Source organism: Polyangium jinanense (assembly GCF_028435265.1).
GTDB lineage: Bacteria > Myxococcota_A > Polyangia > Polyangiales > Polyangiaceae > Polyangium > Polyangium jinanense.
The window spans coordinates 160,366-177,454 of record NZ_JAGTJK010000018.1 but is presented as its reverse complement, the minus strand read 5'-3'; the positions used below and the strand labels follow the sequence as shown (position 1 = coordinate 177,454).

Genomic DNA, 17,089 nt, shown 5'->3' with positions numbered 1-17,089 from the left:
CATGAGCCATCCCGAGCACGAAAAGCGTCACGGAATCGTCAGGCAGGAGGAGGACGTCCTCCCGCCGCGCCTGATCATGTACGCTGTCCTGGGTTCCATTGCGTTCGCCCTCGTGCTCACGGGGGTCTCCTACGTGCTTCAACGGTACCGCGAGGCCGAGCTCCGGCCCTCGGGGGTCTATCCCGAGGAGCACCTCGGCCCCATCAAGGAGCGCTCGAACGTCCACGAGGAGCTGTTTTCGAACCTCGGGCGAGGGCAGATCGTCCACCTCACGAAACGTCAATCGATCGAGCGATTCGAATGGGTGGGCGAGGATCGCAGCAAGGTGCAAGTCCCGATTGACGTGGCCATGGACCTCGTCGTGAGCGGCGCGGGTCGGTAGCGGCATCGAAGGAGCGCCGCGCCCTCTGGGGGCGTGGGCGTTAGGGGGAGCTCTTGGTGAGACGATTCGGCTGGGCCATGGCCCTCTCCATGATGCTCGCGGGCGCGCCGGTCGCCGCCGCGGAGGAGACGCGCGCGCTCCCCATGGCGGCAAGGCAGGCGGACGTCGACGAGCGCCTCGGCGGCTACGTTCCGCGCGATATCGTCCTGCGCGGCGAGCGCGGGGAAGAGGTGAAGACGGGCGAGCTCCTCGCGGGCGATGTCCCCGTGCTCCTCGTGCTCGCTTATTACCGCTGCCCGATGCTCTGCCCGCTTTTGCTCACGGGCGTTTCGAAGGGCCTCGCGGAGGCGGGGTATACGCCCGGCGAGGATTATCGGCTCGTCACGGTCAGCATCGATCCGGAGGATACGCCGACCGATGCCGCGAAGCGCAGGGATGCGCTCGCCGAGAAGCTCGGCGCGAAGCCGGAAAGCCTGCGGTTCCTCGTGGGGACGGCCGAGGCGTCGCGCGCCGTGGCGGACGCCGTGGGCTTCCGTTATGGCTATGATTCCTCGACCGAGCAATATGCGCACCCGGCGGTCGTCACGGTGCTCGCGCCGGGCGGGCGCATCTCGCGGTACCTCTACGGGCTCGAGCCCTCCGCGTGGGATTTGCGGCTCGCCCTCGTCGAGGCTGCGGCGGGCAAGGTCGGCACGATCGTCGATCGCGTGCTCGTCACCTGTTATCGCTACGACCCGGCGACGCGAAGGTACGGGCCGTACATCACCGGGTTTCTCCGCATTGGATCGCTCCTGATTCTGTGCACGGTCGGAACGACCCTGGGCATGTTGTGGCGCCGGGATCGGCGCCGGGGACGAGGGGGTGAACCCCGATGAACGAGCTGCTCCGTACGATCCTGTTTTTGCCGCGGCAGGCGTCCACCATTGCCGAGGAGATCGACAAGCTCCATTATTTCGTCATCATCATGACGATGGGGGGCGCCTTGCTGGTGACCCTCATCGGCGGGTGGTTCTTGTTCCGCTATCGCCGCACGGCCGTCCAGAAGCACCCGTCGCGCCGCGTGCCCGAGGCGACGCCGGCCATCTGGCTCGAAGCCGTGGTCGTGGTCGGCCTCTTCGGCATGTTCATCGTGTGGTGGGTGATCGGATTCTGGCAATTCATGACCATCCGCGTCCCGCCGGAGAACGCGCTCGAGATCTACGTCACGGGCAAACAATGGATGTGGAAATTCGCGTATCCAGAGGGCGCGAACTCCATCTCGACGCTGTACGTCCCCGCCGGGCGGCCCGTGAAGCTGATCCTCACCTCCCGTGACGTCATTCACAGCTTCTTCGTGCCGGATTTCCGGCTGAAGCAGGACGTGCTCCCGGGGCGACTCACCACGCTCTGGTTCGAGGCGAAGGAGCCGGGCCGGTACGACATCCTGTGCACGGAGTATTGCGGCGTCAGCCACTCGACCATGCGCGGCGAGGTCATCGCGCTCCCGCCCGAGGAATACGAGCGCTGGCTGCAAGGCAAATCGCCGGAGCCGGCCGTGGCGGGCCCGGTCGACCTGCGCCCGTCCTCCGTCACGGAATACGCGCCGCCGGAGCCCCTGAGCATGGTTGAACAGGGAAAACGGGCCGCGGCCGAGCTCGGCTGTTTTCGCTGCCATACCATCGACGGCACGCCGCACCTCGGTCCGACCTGGGCGGGCCTCTACGGCACCACGGTCCCGCTCGAAGGCGGCGGCAGCGCGAAGGTCGACGAGGCGTATATCACCGAGTCGATGATGGATCCGTTCGTGCACGTTCACGCGGGGTATCAGCGCATCATGCCGAGTTTCCTTGGCCAGATTCGCCCGGCCCAGGCGGGCGCCATCATCGAGCTCATGAAGAGCCTGCGTGACGTGCGCCCGAAGCCAGGCGCGACGCCCTGGGGCACGGTCACCGTTCCGGAGACGCAGGAGGGGGTGCAATGAGCCAAGCGACCATCGACGCCGATGAAAGGCCGGAATCGCTCGGCGTCGGCGCGGACCATCCGGATTATCTGCGCGCGGACAGCGGCCTGCGCTCGTGGCTCCTCACGAAGGACCACAAACGCATTGCCCTGATGTTCTACGTGGGCGTGATCCTCTTTTTGGGGCTCGGCGGCGTCTTTGCCCTCGTGCTCCGCACGGAACTGCTCACGCCCGAGCAGACCTTCATCGACGCGAATACGTACAACCAGATGTTCACGCTCCATGGCATCACCATGGTCTGGTTGTTCATGATCCCGGCCATTCCGACGGTCTTCGGCAACTTCGTCCTGCCGATCATGCTCGGGGCCAAGGATCTCGCGTTCCCGCGCATCAACCTCGCGAGCTTCTACGTCTACGTCCTCAGCGCGATCATCCTGCTCGGGGCCATGCTCGCGGGCGGCGCGGACACCGGCTGGACGTTTTACGTGCCGTACAGCACGACGTCGCCGACGGCCGTCACCTGGATGGGGATCGGCATTTTCGTGAACGGCATCTCGTCGATCATGACGTCGGTCAATTTCATCGTCACGACGCACACGTTGCGCGCGAAGGGCCTGAGCTGGCACCGGATGCCACTTTTCGTGTGGGCCTCGTATGCGACGAGCATCATCATCCTGTTCGCGACGCCCGTGCTCGGGATGTCGCTCATCCTGATCGCGCTCGATCACGCGTTCGGCCTCACGCTCTTCAATCCTCGGTACGGCGGCGACCCGGTGCTCTTCCAGCACCTCTTCTGGTTCTATTCGCACCCGGCCGTGTACATCATGATCCTCCCCGCGTTCGGGGTGATCAGCGAGGTCGTCTGCTCGTTCTCGCACAACCAGCCGGCGAGCTACCGGGCCATCGCATACTCGTCGCTCGGCATCGCGTTCATCGGCTTCTTCACCTGGGGCCACCACATGTTCGTGGCGGGCCTCAGCGAGTTCGACGCGGGCGTCTTCGGCGCGCTCTCGATGTTCGTCGGGATCTTCTCGGCGATCAAGGTGTTCACCTGGGTCGCGACGCTGCGCGGGGGTGCGATCAGCTTCGCCACGCCGATGCTGTATTTCCTGTGGTTCCTCTTCCTGTTCGTCTTCGGCGGGATGACGGGCGTGGCCGTGGCGACGCAATCGCTCGACGTGCACTGGCACGACACGTATTTCGTCGTCGCCCACTTCCACTTCATCATGGTCGGCGGGACGCTGACATCGTTCCTCGCCGGGGCGCATTACTGGTTCCCCAAGATGTTCGGCAGGCTCTACGACGAGCGCGTCGGCCTCTTGACCTCGGTCGCCGTGTTCATCGGGTTCGTGTTCACGTTCTTGCCCCAGTTCCTCCTCGGTAACGGCGGCATGCCGCGGCGGTATTTCACGTATCCCGAGCGATACCAGTGGCTCAACGTGCTCTCGACGGGCGGCGCCTGGCTGCTCGGGGCGGGGCTCATCCTCGCGCTCGGTAACCTCCTCGTCGCGCTGAAATGGGGCAAGCGCGCCGGGCCGAACCCCTGGGGATCGCGCAGCTTCGAGTGGATCACCGCGTCCCCGCCGTCGAAGCACAACTTCGAGGAGACGCCCGAGATCGAGCGTTCGGCCTACGAATACACGCTCTCCGAGGAGGTGGCCCGTGAGCGCGCAAAGGCTCGTTGAGCAATTCGAGACCCTCGAAAAGCAGGACCACGCCGCGCGGCTCGCGATGTGGATGTTCCTCGGCAGCGAGACGCTGCTCTTCGGGGCCCTCTTCGCGGCCTACGCGTATTACCGCGCGATGTACCCGGCCGGGTTCGTCCAGGCGCTCCACCACAACAGCGTGGCGCTCGGGACGACGAACACGGTCGTGCTCATCACGTCGAGCTTCACGGTGGCCCTGGGCGTCCATTTCATTCGGGAAAACAAGGCCCGCCTCGCCGCCGGGCTCCTCGCCCTGTCGACCGCGTTCGGCGCCGTCTTCCTCGTGGTCAAGGGCTTCGAATACGCCCACCACATTCACGAGAACGCGCTCCCCGCCGGGATGTACTCGTTCGTGGAGCAGCCGCCGGCCGGCGTGGTCCTCGGGTACACGCTCTACTGGTTCATGACGGCCCTGCACGGCCTGCACGTGATCGCCGGCATGATCATGCTCGCCGCGGTGGCCGTGCTCTGCTTGAAGGGGAGATACGGCACCCATCGCTACGTCGCCGTCGAGAATGTCGGCCTGTATTGGCACCTCGTCGACGTCGTCTGGATTTTCCTCTGGCCCCTCTTCTACCTCACGGATTGAGAGGCGACATGATCAGCGCGCACGTCACCACACCCAAGCTCATCGGCTCGTGGATCGCCCTGCTCGTGCTGACGTTCCTGTCGTTCGGGATCTCGCGCCTCGGCCTCGGCGAAGCGGAGCTCGTCATTGCGCTCGCGATCTCGGTCGCGAAGACGTTCGTCGTGCTGTTCATCTTCATGCACCTCGTCGAGCAGCGCTTCGCGAACAGGCTGATCGTCATTCTGACGTTCCTGTTCATCGCGCTGCTCGTCGCGCTCACGGCCGCCGATCCGTTGACCCGCAAGACGTTCCCGCCGCGGCCCGATCCTGCCGCGCACCCCTATCCGTGATTCGGAGAATTCACTCCTCGGTCCGCGTCCAACGCGGCGGCTCTCCGTCCGCGGGCAAACGCGGCAGGATCTCCTGCGGGTGGAACGCCGCCTTGTAACGTAAGGACGGGCAGCCCGCGACGCGATATCCGAGATAGACGTAAGGTTTGCCCTGCCTCTGGGCGATCTCCACGAGCGCGAGCACGTTGCCCACGCCGGGCGAGCGCCAGGCATAGGCGGGATCGTAAAAACAATACACCGCGCTCCAGGCGCGCGGCGTCTCGTCGCAGATGCCGATCGCCACGAGGCGCCCGCCGGCCTCGTCGTCGTAATACGCGACCTCGCGCGCGGACGGGTGCGGGAACGCGAATTGATAGAAATAATCGCGCGAGGTCAGCTTTCCCGGCGTCCATTCCCGCGCGCGCTCCCGGTCGGCGTGCCAGGTGTGATAGAGGGCGATCCGATCCGCGTCGACGCGCGGCGGCCCGACCACGATACGAAACTCCGCGCCGCGATTGCGCGCGCGGCGCTGGCTGCGGCTCGGCTTGAACTCGCTCGCGAGGATACGCGTCGGGACGCACGCGGCGCAGGACGGGCACACGGGGCGGAAGTAATCGGGACCGAAGCGGCGGACGCCTCGCTCGAGCAGGGTGTCGAGCTCTTCGGGATCGACGTCGAGCAGGATGTGATGTTCGAGCGATGCGCGCTCGTTCGGGATGTACGAGCAGGCGCGCGGGGGTTCGACGATGTGCTGAATCAGGCGGGCCATGGACGCGATCGGGCTCGGCAGCAGTGTCGCACGGACGGATAGCGCTTCACCAGAGCCCGGTCACGCGAGGCTGTCCGGCTGCTTTATTTGGTGCATTTTTCGTCGGGCACGTCCTTGCGCCGCGACCAGCCGCGGCCGCTCGCGGAGGGCCCGGCAGGCCGGTATTTCGCGTTGATGCGGTCGTCGCCCCGCTGCACGACGATCGTCACCGGCACGTCGCTCCGCCCCGCCGAGGTCAAGCCTTCGACGAGCTCGTCGCCCTCGCGCAAGCCCGCCTTCGCCGCAGGTCCGTCCGGACGAACCCCCACGAGTACGGGCGGGATTTTCGCGCGCGTCGCGGCCTCGTCGAAGCCGAGGTCGTACCGCTCGTAGCGCCGCGTTTCCCTGCGGAAACAAGGGCCGAGCGCGTTGTCGGGCAGATCGAGCTTGCCCCCGCGCTCGATCGCCTCGGCGAAGACCTCGACCTCGGCCGGGCTGATCTCGGCCGTGAGGGCAGAGGTCCACGCCGAGACGGGCAGCGGGCCGCGTCGCTCCTTGGCCTTCGCGTAGAGCGCGCGCAGGACCTCCTGGAGGCTCTTCTGGCCGCCGCTCTTCGCTCGGATCGCAGCGTCGACATGCAGCGCGTAAAGCGCCCCGCGCGCGACGAGCAGCGGCACGACGCCGGGCTCGCGGAAGCTCTTCGCGAGCGCCGCGTTCCCCTCTTTGCTGCGTGGCGACGTCGCGATCACGGACTCGAGCCCGTTCACCTCGTCGGCCACTTCGAGCGGCGTCACGAGGCCGAACCGAAAGAGCATGTCCCGCGCGAGGTGTCGCACGACGCCTTCGGCGAACCACGCGCCCTCGGCTTGACGCGCCGGATCTTCGGGCCCGATCCAGAGCCGCTCGCCGACCCACGCGCGGAGCATCTCCACCGAGGTCGCGATGCGCAGCGGCCCCGACCAGGGTTCGCCCACGGCGACGTGCAAGAGCACGCTGCGCGTGCGTCGCGCCGCGACGAACCTGCCGACGGGGCCGGGCTCGGGCACGATGAGGAACGTTTGCGGGATCGGGCTGCGCTCGCCGAAGAGCTCACCTGCGGCGGTGCGGAACGCGGCGGTGTCCGCGGAGACGGGGCGCGGATCGAAGGCGGTGTAGCCGAACCACGCGGCCTCGTCGTGCCCTTCGAGCGTGTCGAAGACAGCCGTGCCCATGCGGCCCGTGACCATCACCGCGCCGCGCAGCTCGTCCGCGGTCGTGTTCACCTCGCGCGACGCGCCGATGCCGAAGCTCGTCGCCGCGCCGCTCACGGAGGCGCCGCTCTCCAGCGTACCGTAGGGGCTCAAATCGATTTCGAGCTTCACGGCGAGGCGCAGATCGCGCGCGGCGTCGGGCAGGAGGAGCGCGTCGCCGGTGACCTCGAGGCGGTCGGGATCCGAGAGCAGGAAAGGCAGTTTTCCCGGCGTCACGCGCGACTCGACGGTGTACACGAGGCGAAGCTCGCCCTCGGGGGCGCGCGCGAGCTCGATCGCGACGTGATCCGGGTGCGGAGCCGGGCGCGCGTCGATCGTCCCGCGCGCGTCGCGCGCCTCCTTCATTCGAAAGGCCTTCGGATCGGGCGTGCGTATCGAGAACGTGCGGCCGGGGAACGCGCCGGCGCCGCGGAACGCGAGCGTCACGTCGATCGCGGCCGCCGCGGGGACGGGACGGATCGTGACGTCGAGGCCGGGTCCTTCGCGCGTCGGAGAAGCCGCGGGAGACGCGGGGACGGGTTTGGCGCCGGAGGTTTTCACGCGCTCGTTCGTGGGCTCGGGGCAGCGGGAAGGCGCGTTCGGGGGAGGCGTCGTGCAAGCGGCGGCGGCGAGGGCGAGCGCGAGGACGAACGAGCGAGAGCGCATACGGGAAAGCGAGAATACGGGTTATCCCCGGGGTTGACGAGGGCCAGCCGGGGCGGCGCATGGCCTGGGCTTTTGCCCGGCGTGGAGCTGTGCGATAGTCGTCTCGCGCATGGCCCAGACGAAAACGGACGTACTCCCCCTCGGCGCGGCTGTCGTGATGCTCCTCCTGCCGCAGCGGCCGCCGCTCTTGCTCGTGGATCGGATCGAGGGGTATTCACGCGCGCCCCGCCCCACGCTGCATGCGTCGCGCGCGGTGAGCGTGAACGAGCCGTTTTTCTCGGCCGAGCTCCCGACGCCGCCCATGCTGCCGCGGGCGCTCGCGCTCGAGGGCATCGTGCAGGCGGCGAACATGCTGCAGATCTTCGTGGCCGTGCAGCGCGAGCTCGAAGCAATCGGCCGGAACGCATCCGAGCTCGTGTCGGCGCTGCGCAACGCGGACGTCGGATACCGCCTCGAAACCGGCTTCACGCCGGGCCTCGGCGAGGACATCCTGGCCGCGATCACGATGGCGGGCCCCATGCGCACGGGCGCGATCGGCGCGAGCCAGCTCCGCTTCTTGCGCAACGTCTTTCCGGGCGACGTGCTGAGCTACGAGATCCGGCTCATCCGCGAGGGCGCGGACGTGCAGCATTTCGAGGCCGATGTCGAGGTGCGCGGGCAGACGGTGGCGCAGGGGATGCTTTCGTTATCGAAGGTCGAGGGGATCCTGCGGTGACGAGGGCGACGCGTCGGGCGTGATCGCCGGGGTCTCGATCGCGTACGCGCACTGATCGTTCAGCGATTGCTCCCACGCGGAGAGGTACGCGCCCTCCGTGTACGTGCGGCACTGCTGTCCCTCCGGATCGGCGTAGCTCTGCGTGACCTCGCCGAAGCGCGACTCGCAGCAGGATTCGAATGCCGCGCCGCAAAGCGACGGCGGCTTGCGGGGCAGGTAGTCGGTCACGCCCAGGCCATCCAGGGCGATGGAGAGATGGCAATAGAGCTCAGCGCCGATCTCGCCGACGATCTTCCCCTCGCTGCAACAATAGGCGCTGCACCGGCCCCAGACGCCATGCAGCGCCTCGTAAATGCCCTGGACCGTCCCGGCGTATTCGCAGATCGCGCGGGGGTTGTTCCGTAGCCCGCGCGGCGATCGGCGCGCTTTCCTCATCATGCGTTCCGCGACGCGGTCGAGGCGCTCGCAGACATGGGCGTGCTCGACCTCCTCCCGCGCGATGGCGCGCCCGGGGCCGCGGCCCGCCTCGAAGCCCGCCTTCTCCGCGGAGCCCCGGCATTTCCGAGGGACGAAGGGGGGCTCCGCCCAGGCCTCCGGCGCGTGTCCGAGGCCAACGATCGACGATGCGAGCATGGCTGCAAGGATCTTCATGGGAGGTTTTTCCGTAGTTCGAGGAGGATCGCCGGACGTGGGCGAAGCCCGGGGTGGCTATTCGCCGGTGCAGGCCAGCGAGCGGAACCTGTCCGGTGGATTCGTGCTCATCAGTTCGCCGCAGGTATTTCGCGCCGACTGGTCGAACTGGCGGCGACACTGCATCCGGGCGGCCGCGCCGCAGACGCGGCGGGGACCCGAGGAGAACTGCTCCACCGGAATCGAGAGGCCCCCGAGCGCGCAGTACGTATGGGCCGCATAATCGCCCACGGCCCAGTCCTGCTGCAGGACGCAGGTGCGGCAGGAGCTGTCGATCGCCGCGATCGCGTCGTAGTAGCCGTCGTGCATGCCGCTCATGCGGCAGGCGACCATCATGCTCGTGGTCGGGACCGCTGCCTCCGCGAAGGTGCTACGCACGATTTCGCGGAAATCCCGGAGCTTGCTGCAGCGATTGATCCGGCTCCAGGCGCGCTGCAGGAGGCTCTGGCCGTTCTGGTACCCGACCTCGTACATGCGCTGCAACGTGTCGGTGTCGCAGGCCGGGGGCGGCGCCGCAAAGGCAGGACGCGCGCCCGTCGCGACCAGAGAAAGCATTGCGACACCGAAAAACATACCGAATTGTCCGCGCTTCTTCATTTCGTCCTCCCCTCACAGACACAGAACCTCGACAAGGGGCTCGCCCTGCAATCTCGGCGCCGTCCCAGGCTGCGCGAGACCCTCGCGCAGCCTGGGCTTCCGTGCTCCGGGCGTGCCTTTCGCTTCCCGTTCCGCTACTCCGCGGGCGTGTAAAGCGCGATGTTCATCCGGCTCCAGAGCTCCGCCAGCCGGATCTCCGGGCTATCCGCGGGCGCGAGGGCCCCGATGCTGATCGGAGGCGGCGCGTAGCAGGCGTTGTTCATCTCGGTCCTGTACGAAGCCTCGAACATCCCTCGCGTGTACGGGCCGCAGCCCGGGTAGCTCTGAGCAGTGGCGAAGAACGTCGTCTCGCACGTGAGCCTCATGTTGATCCCGCAGATCCCGAGGGGCCCTTGAATGAATTGAGGCGCGGGGGCGATGCCGCCGAGAGCGATGGAAATCAAGCAATAAAGTCTCGCCATGACGTCGCCGATCTGCTCGCCGGTCTGGATACACTGGTTCGTGCACGTGTTGTCGATATCCAGGAGCTTCTGGAAGATGCCGTCGCCGGTTCCGCCGATGCGGCAGGCGGCGAGCCTCCCCGAGCCCGGGGCCACACTGAGCAGATCCAGTGCATCCTCGATCAGGTTGTAGAAGGACTCGAGCGCGAAGCAATCGTTCACCTGCGCCCAGGCCCGCGCCGTGAGGCTACGGCCATTGGCGACCCCCACGTCGTACATCGTCGCCGCAGAGCCCGAGTTGCAGCCGGGAGGCCGGGCGAAGGCCGCGGCGGAGCCCAGCGTCAGGCCGATTCCCACCATTGCACCCAGCATTCCTGAACGGCACTTCATTGCACACCCCCCCTGCTCGCCCTGCGAGCGCTTCGGTCCCCCATCACGAGGCTCTACTGTTTCGCCATCCACTCCAGGGTCTTTTCGGCAGACGACGACCCAGCGACCTCTCGCATGCACTTAAGAGAGGCATCCGTCCCGGTCAACGAGCGAGCTCTCGAATGTCTCTATCGGGCCATGTGCGCGGAGACGGATGAGGGAAGGGCGTCCTCGACGCCGCGGGAAAGCGCGCGGGATTCGTTCAGGGGATTCGAGCGCGTCCGGGGGCCATGGGACGCCTCCTCGAATCGAGGCGACATCCGACGCGGCTCAAGCCACCCGCGGCCGATTCTCTCGCTCGCCCGTCCTTCCGGCGTCCGTGCGCACGAGCGGCTTCGGCCGACTCTCCGCGCAATCGACGATCTCCCAATCGATCGCCTCGCCGAACGCGCGCCCGAGCCGCTCCTCGACGACACGCCTCGACTCGGGGCTCCGGTCGATCCCGAGGAAGCGACGCCCGAGCCGCGTGGCCACGCTGAGGGTCGTCCCCGAGCCGCAGAAGGGATCGAGCACGACGTCGCCCTCGTTGCTGGCGGAGAGGACGACACGTTCGAGCAGCGCCTCGGGCTTTTGCGTCGGATAGCCGAGCCGCTCTTTGCCCTTCGCCGCGATCACGCCGATCTCCCAGACGTCGGAGAGCGGCGGCCCTTTCGTCTCCTCGTCCGAGACGCCGGGCTTTCTGTGCCCGGCGGAGAAATCCGCGCGCTGCTTTTTCGTGCCGAACGTCTTTTTCGTGGACTCCGCGAGCTCTTCGTACCCGTAGAGCGCGTGGAACGTATGCTCGTTCGAGGCCTCGCGCGTGTAGAAGAGGAGCACGTCGTGCATGCGCTGGAAGCGCCGCGCGCGGGCGGGCCAGCGGCGGTAGCGCCAGATGATCTCGTTGCGGAAGCACTCCGGCCCGAAGACCGCGTCCATCAGGATCTTGAGGTAATGGCTCGCGGTGGGGTCGCAATGCAAAAAGACGCTGCCCGTGGCCCGGAGGACGCGGCGCATCTCGACGAGACGAGGCGCCATCATGGCGAGGTAGGCCATCATGTCGCACGGGCCGAGGAAGCCGTGGAGGCCCGCGAGCGCGCGCCCGACGGGCTCGCCCTGGGCGACGAGGGCCGCGAGCGCGCGCGCGGCGGCATCGCCCCAGGACCACGTATCGTCGAACGCGACCGCGCCAGGTTCGTCCGCCGCGACACCTGTGTAGAGGTGGTACGTCCTTCCGCTTTGAAACGGGGGATCCAGGTAGACCAGATCAACCGACGCGTCCGGGACGTGCTCCCGCAGGACGTCGAGGTTGTCGCCGATGAAATAGGCGCCGCGGCGCGCGGGCGGGAGGGGCGAGGGTTGGCTCGACATGAGGGGGCGAACGGCTCCTAGCAGGGAGCGCGGGCGCGGGCCAAGATGTCGGCAGGGACGTTCAGAAGTCGAGGCGCGCGCCCGCCTGTAGCCAGCGCGGAGCGCCGGGGCGAGCGCCATAAGGACGGCGGGAGGCGATGTAGGCGTTGTCGAGCAGGTTCCGTCCGAGCGCGTAAATCGTCAACCATTTCAGGGGACGGACGTTCACGGAGGCGTCGAGGAGGAAATAATCGTCCGTCGCCGTGCCCGGCGCGGGTTCGCCTTGCGAGGCGAGCTCCCGCATGCGGCTCGTGTACGTGCAGCCCACGTTCACGCCCCAGCGCGGCGTCTCGACGCCGATCGACGCCGCGACCTGGTGCTTCGGGACATACGGCAGCTCGTCGCCCGCCTCGACGTCGCCGAAGATGGGATCGGTGGATTGGAAGGTGTTCGTGAACTGCGCGTTCGTATAGGTCCAGCTCAATCGGCCGGGGAGCGCGAGGTTTTCCCGCAGCTTGATCTCGCTCTCGGCATACGCTTCGAAGCCGAGTACGCGCGCCTGTCCGCCGTCGGTCTGCTGGTCGAGGTTCTCCTGCACGCAGCCCGAGGAGAAGGAGCACAGGTTCGTGAGGTTCTTGTAATCGCTGTAGAAGCCGATGATCTCGGCGCGCACGCGCTTCGGCGCCCAGCGTACGCCGGCCTCGTAGTTCCAGCTCTTCTCGGGCCGGACGAGGTCGTTTTGCCCCGGCGGGATGGGGGAGAAGCCCTGATGCACGCCGAAGAGAAGTCCGAAATCGCGCGGCAATGCAAGGAAGACGCCCGCGCCGGGGAGGACGACCTGCTGGATGGTCAGGTTCTCTTCACCCGTGAGGTGATTCTCGAGCACGCTGCGGATCGATTCGAGCCGCGCGCCGGCCGTGAGGGTGAGCGGGCCCCAGGTCGCCGCGTCGGTCGCGTACATCGAGAGGGCGTGGGTGTACGCGTCGTTGTCGGCGGTCGTCTCCGTGGGGCGCCCCTCGGGGATCGGGTTGCCGCCCTCGATCAGGAAGCCGTCCTGGGTATGCTGGCGGCGGATCGAGTCGTAATGGAGGCGGACGCCATACTCGATCCGGTGGGAGATCGGGCCCGTTTTGGGGCGCCACGACACGGTGGATTGGAGGCCTTGCGAGACGAACGTCCGGTCGTTCGGCCCGATCATGAGCGTCTCGTCGTCCGTGCTCGGGGCGATGGCGCCCGTGAGGACGCCGTAGTAGAGGGCATTGCGCGGATCGGTGGGGTTCGAAAGGACGTCGGCGACCGAGGTGCCGCGGAACCCGTTCACCTTGCGCCAGGCCCGATGCAGGTCGTGGCGATAGGCGATCGTCGTGACCTCCAGGTTCGGGCGGAAGCGCGCGCGGTGCGTGAGCTGGAATTGCGTGCGGTTCCATTCCATGCGATCGAGCCGGCTCGCCCCGTAACGGCGATACGGCGTCGCCCGGAAGTCCGCATCGCTGAGGCCCAGGTACGTCTCGTTCGAGAGTTCGTTCTGGTAGCCCACCTTGAGCTCGAGCTCGTTCACCACAGAGCCCACGGGATCGAAGGTGTATCGCCCCTTCATCATGACGTCGGTCCGGGCAAACCCGGTGTCGCCGCCCCCGTCGAGCTCCTTGAACCCATTGTTCGCGACGTGCACGGCTTCGAGGAGGACGCCGTATTTGTCGTCGGCGATTCCTTGTCGCGCGTGCACCTTGCGGAACATGTACTGGCCGAACGAGACGTCGAGCATGCCGCGACGCTCGGAGGGAATGGCGGCCGTGGTCATGTCGATGGCGCCGCCGACCGTATGCGGGCCATAACTGATTGCCGAGGGGCCCTTCACCACGCGCACCGCATCCATGCGGCCGATGAGCGGGAAGTAATACGCGGCGGGCGCCGAGTAGGGCGCCGGCCCGAGGAGGACGCCGTCCTCCATGATCGTGACCTTCTTGCTTCGATCGGAGACGGCGCCACGAATGCCGATGTTCGGGCGCAAGCCGAAGCCGTCCTCCTCGCGGACGTAGACGCCGGGGACGGCGAGCAGGATCTTGTGGGGATCGTCGTACTTGAAGCGCTGGAGCTGCTTCGTCGTCACCACGTGCGCCGAGCCGCTCGTCTGCTGGAGGCGCGTGCCGACGACCGAGATTTCAATGGGGGGAGGAGGCTCGGCGTTTTTCGCATTCGGATCCTCCGCCGCAGCGTTTGGCGGCGAGCCCTCGGGCGGCGGGGCGGCTTCGGGCGGCGGCAGAGGCGGCGGTTCGCCTTGGGTCTGGGCGAGCGCCGCGGGCGAGAACGAGAGCAAAAGGAGCGCGGGGAGCGTCGTGCGTCGAATCAGGGGCGATGCCATGCCAGGGACTCGAGGTGAATGGGAGGTGCCGTGGGGACGGGCCGGATCCAGGTGGCCTTGGCGAGCCCGTCGGAGATGGACGCGAGATCGACCGTCGGATCGATGAGCAGCTCCGCCGGACGGCCATTGAGGGATACGGGCGCGTGCGCCCGGACGATCGGGCGCACGCCCTCGCGCGCCTCGAAATCAAGAGCGATCTGTTGCGCGAGCCGCAGGATGAGGTCGGGCTGCGTGGAGAAATCGCGCTCCTGCCTGCCATTGAGGTACTTGCGCGGGGGGACCTCCTGGGTGCGGCCCGTCCGCGGGTCCGTCACGAGATACGTGACGCTCCCGTTTTTCTCGCGGAGCATGACGCGCCAGGAAAACCGGATTCCCTGCTCGTGCCAGAGGACGTTGCCCCCATAGAGGTGCGTCCGGAGGGGCCAGAGGAGCTGGAAGGCGCAATAACAGGCAGCCACCGCGACGCGCGCGCCGAAGAAGCGGGGGAGGGGCGCGGCGGCGGGCGCGGGCAGGGCAGGGGCGGGCGCGGAGGCGCGGCGGCGGAAGAAACGGGCGAGGTTCCGCGGCCAGCTTGGCGAGAAAAACACGAGCGCCGCGACGACCATGATCGCCGGGAACATGCCGATCGGAAAGAGGAGTTTTGTAACCCCGTGGAAGAAGAGGACGACGGCATACGCGGCGACGCGGGTCCTCGGCGTCAGCAAAAAAGCCACGACGGTGAGGTCGAAGAGGCAACCGGCCCAGCTCATGGCGAAGGCGACCCAGCGCTCGCCGAGCAGCGGTCCGATGATCGGCAGGTACGTGCGCGACGAGAGCCAGATGTTGAGCGGCTGCGCGTGGAGGAGCCAATCGCTGTTGACCTTCGCGAGGCCCGCGAAGAAGTAGACGGCGCCGACCTGGACGCGGAGCAGATACGTGCACCACGCTGGCAAGGTCGCGCTCCTTTGCTTGGGGAAGAGCCAAGCGTCCACCGAATACGCGCGGTGGAGGGGCATGAAGGAGAGGAGGAGCGCGAGCAGGCTGACGAGGTAGTAATGGTTGAGGTAGTTCGTGACGTCGAGGAGCTGGACGTAGGTGAAGCCGAGCAGGAAGAGGACGATCGCGGCGCGATAAAGGAAGCCGACCGCCACGCACGCGCTCACCACGGCGAGCGCTACGAAGAGCGCGTGCATGCCCCGCGCGGAGAGCGGCGCGAGCCAATCGAAACCCCAGTAGGACAGGAAAAACCGGGGTTTTACGAAGAACTCGTCCACCCAGCCATACGCGAGGAAGCGGATCGCGCTCACGCAGCCGAGGACACCGAAGCAGAATCGGAACGCGGCAAGTGCCGCGGCGTCCTCGGGGCGGAGGAGGAGGGACGCGAGCCGCGCGAGGCGGCCCGGGGGGACCGCTTCGGCTCGTTCAGTCATTGTCCCCTTCCACGATCTGCGGGAGCTCGAGATCGAGCACCGTGACGAACTCGGTCTTGAGGCTGTCGGTGATTCGCTTCACGGCGTCGTGGAGCTGCTTCACGCTCTCGGGGGTTTCCGCGATGGCCTGGGCGAGATCGTCGGCCGGGATGGCATCGGCCGCGGCGATGGCGGCATTCACGTCCGCGTTCATTTTCTCGGCGAGCGCGGTCGCGCCGATCGCGACGAGCACGTCGTCGAAGCCCACGCCCTCGCCGTCCTTGCAGCCGCTCATCAGCATGCGGAAGCCGACGAGGTTGTTTCGCACGTGCGGCCGCGATCGGCGGGCGAAGCGGGATTCGACGGCCTCCGGGCAGGTCGCGTTGCTGCAATCCAGGATGCCGAGCGGACGCGCGAGCTTCAGGTCCTTCACGTGCGTCTCGACGTGGAACATCGCATCGCTCACCGCATTGAGGGCCATCTGCTCCGTCGTGTAGACCGAGCCGTTCTTGCCCGGGTCCCTGAGTTGCGCGGCGAAATCCCCATCGCCCGGACGCCAGGCGCCGAGGAGCTTGCCAGCCATTGCGGCGATGCCCGTCGAGACGGACGACGCATACGCGGCCTTTCGCGAGGCGAGCTCGTCTGCGCTCAGGGCGGCCCACGAGCCCGTGGCGTTGATGCCCGTCGCGGGGCTGCAGGCGTTGTCCGTGCCCGTGTAGAAGAGGAGGTATTCGGCGGCGGCGAGGCCACGCATGTTGATGAGCGCGGTGGTGCCGAAATCGGGCGCCTCGTACGCCTTCGAAACGATGTTTTGCTCGACGAGGCAACGGCTCACGAGCGGCCAGGAGTAAAGGGTGTCCCGCAGGCCCTGGCCGCCGGGCGTGTTCGTGGGGCCGCCGGGGCCGAACTGGAAGGGCTCGGCGCGTTGCCAGAGGTCGATGGCTTTGACCCACGCGGCCTGCGCCTCGACGCGGCCCGCGGGGTTCATCTTGGCTTCGGCGGCCTCCGTGGCGAGCTCCTCTGCGGCTTTCTGGAATGCGTCGAGGAGCTCGAGGTTGCACGTGGCAATGGCGTCGAGCAGCGTCGCGCGGGTCACGGTGTTCATTCCGCCCGTCGGATCGCCGCTGCTGCCGCCGGTCGAGGACGAGGCGGTCGTGGAGCCCGCATTCGAATCCGGCGGGGGACGGCCCGTCGAGTAAAATGCGATTCGCTCGCAGCCTGCGACGAGGCCCACGGCGAAAATACCCCCGAGGAGCGCGCGCGCGACGCTCCCGCCTTGCAACCACCTCCTGGGAGGCGGAGCGCTCACCTGCGATTCCTTTTGCATGGACATCCTCTTCCGGTTCGAAGCTTGGTCCCGAGCAGGAAGGCGGATGTTAGCACGCTTGTCGAACTTGAAAACTACTTTCAACTTCTGCCGAAACGAAGCATGCTCCTTGGACGGAGTTCGGTAGGCTCGGTTCGTTGGAGCACCAAATTTATGTAAATTGGCTCGCTTTCCAGTTCGTTGCTGCCCCAAGGATCTGTGAAACAGCTCTCTTTCGGCGGAAAGAGCGGCGATCGGGGGGCGATTTC

Annotated in this window: 16 protein-coding genes; 7 read left to right on the top strand and 9 right to left on the bottom strand. The window is 67.2% G+C overall.

The window, feature by feature from the left end; genetic code table 11:
* Position 1: 1 nt before the first annotated feature.
* From KEG38_RS28665 to KEG38_RS28640, 6 genes are read left to right on the top strand one after another with little or no spacing between them, the layout of a single operon-like run.
* Positions 2–382 carry a hypothetical protein gene (locus KEG38_RS28665; protein ID WP_272418660.1) on the top strand — a complete coding sequence of 127 codons (381 nt, stop codon included), beginning with the start codon at positions 2–4 and terminating at the stop codon, positions 380–382.
* Between the two features lie 56 nt (positions 383–438).
* Positions 439–1,257, top strand: coding sequence for an SCO family protein (locus KEG38_RS28660; protein WP_272418661.1), 819 nt, complete (start codon positions 439–441; stop codon positions 1,255–1,257).
* A complete protein-coding gene (gene coxB, locus KEG38_RS28655; protein WP_272418662.1) occupies positions 1,254–2,342 on the top strand; it encodes a cytochrome c oxidase subunit II in 1,089 nt (362 codons plus the stop codon). Before KEG38_RS28660 ends, coxB begins: the two co-directional genes overlap by 4 nt.
* Positions 2,339–4,006 carry a cytochrome c oxidase subunit I gene (locus KEG38_RS28650; protein WP_272418663.1) on the top strand — a complete coding sequence of 556 codons (1,668 nt, stop codon included), beginning with the start codon at positions 2,339–2,341 and terminating at the stop codon, positions 4,004–4,006. Before coxB ends, KEG38_RS28650 begins: the two co-directional genes overlap by 4 nt.
* Positions 3,984–4,616 carry a cytochrome c oxidase subunit 3 gene (locus KEG38_RS28645; RefSeq protein WP_272418664.1) on the top strand — a complete coding sequence of 211 codons (633 nt, stop codon included), beginning with the start codon at positions 3,984–3,986 and terminating at the stop codon, positions 4,614–4,616. The genes KEG38_RS28650 and KEG38_RS28645 overlap by 23 nt, the downstream gene beginning before the upstream one ends.
* Positions 4,617–4,624: 8 nt before the next feature.
* The gene (locus KEG38_RS28640) at positions 4,625–4,945 is read left to right on the top strand and encodes a cytochrome C oxidase subunit IV family protein (protein ID WP_272418665.1); all 321 of its coding nucleotides are present in this window, start codon (positions 4,625–4,627) and stop codon (positions 4,943–4,945) included.
* A 10-nt stretch (positions 4,946–4,955) separates the two neighbouring features.
* Here the strand turns inward: KEG38_RS28640 and KEG38_RS28635 are convergent, their stop codons facing one another.
* Both KEG38_RS28635 and KEG38_RS28630 read right to left on the bottom strand, forming a co-directional pair.
* The gene (locus KEG38_RS28635; RefSeq protein ID WP_272418666.1) at positions 4,956–5,693 is read right to left on the bottom strand and encodes an arginyltransferase; all 738 of its coding nucleotides are present in this window, start codon (positions 5,691–5,693) and stop codon (positions 4,956–4,958) included.
* 83 nt (positions 5,694–5,776) lie between these two features.
* On the bottom strand, positions 5,777–7,567 hold the full coding sequence (locus tag KEG38_RS28630) for a M61 metallopeptidase family protein (RefSeq protein ID WP_272418667.1): 1,791 nt from the start codon (positions 7,565–7,567) through the stop codon (positions 5,777–5,779).
* 109 nt (positions 7,568–7,676) lie between these two features.
* Between KEG38_RS28630 and KEG38_RS28625 the strand changes: the two genes are divergently transcribed.
* Positions 7,677–8,282, top strand: a complete 606-nt coding sequence (locus KEG38_RS28625) for a hotdog family protein (RefSeq protein WP_272418668.1) — start codon at positions 7,677–7,679, stop codon at positions 8,280–8,282.
* On the opposite strand, the gene KEG38_RS28620 is transcribed toward KEG38_RS28625, so the two are convergent.
* From KEG38_RS28620 to KEG38_RS28590, 7 genes are all read right to left on the bottom strand, one after another.
* A complete protein-coding gene (locus tag KEG38_RS28620) occupies positions 8,253–8,933 on the bottom strand; it encodes a hypothetical protein (RefSeq protein WP_272418670.1) in 681 nt (226 codons plus the stop codon). The genes KEG38_RS28625 and KEG38_RS28620 overlap by 30 nt on opposite strands.
* 57 nt (positions 8,934–8,990) lie before the next feature.
* On the bottom strand, positions 8,991–9,569 hold the full coding sequence (locus KEG38_RS28615; protein WP_272418671.1) for a hypothetical protein: 579 nt from the start codon (positions 9,567–9,569) through the stop codon (positions 8,991–8,993).
* Between the two features lie 134 nt (positions 9,570–9,703).
* A complete protein-coding gene (locus KEG38_RS28610; RefSeq protein WP_272418672.1) occupies positions 9,704–10,369 on the bottom strand; it encodes a hypothetical protein in 666 nt (221 codons plus the stop codon).
* Positions 10,370–10,708: 339 nt separating this feature from the next.
* Complete coding sequence (locus tag KEG38_RS28605) at positions 10,709–11,785, bottom strand: DNA-methyltransferase (protein WP_272418673.1); 1,077 nt, start codon at positions 11,783–11,785, stop codon at positions 10,709–10,711.
* A gap of 61 nt (positions 11,786–11,846) precedes the next feature.
* A complete protein-coding gene (locus tag KEG38_RS28600; RefSeq protein ID WP_272418674.1) occupies positions 11,847–14,126 on the bottom strand; it encodes a TonB-dependent receptor family protein in 2,280 nt (759 codons plus the stop codon).
* A complete protein-coding gene (locus tag KEG38_RS28595) occupies positions 14,111–15,535 on the bottom strand; it encodes an HTTM domain-containing protein (protein ID WP_272418675.1) in 1,425 nt (474 codons plus the stop codon). Before KEG38_RS28595 ends, KEG38_RS28600 begins: the two co-directional genes overlap by 16 nt.
* On the bottom strand, positions 15,528–16,841 hold the full coding sequence (locus KEG38_RS28590; RefSeq protein WP_272418676.1) for an imelysin family protein: 1,314 nt from the start codon (positions 16,839–16,841) through the stop codon (positions 15,528–15,530). The genes KEG38_RS28595 and KEG38_RS28590 overlap by 8 nt, the downstream gene beginning before the upstream one ends.
* Positions 16,842–17,089: the final 248 nt, after the last annotated feature.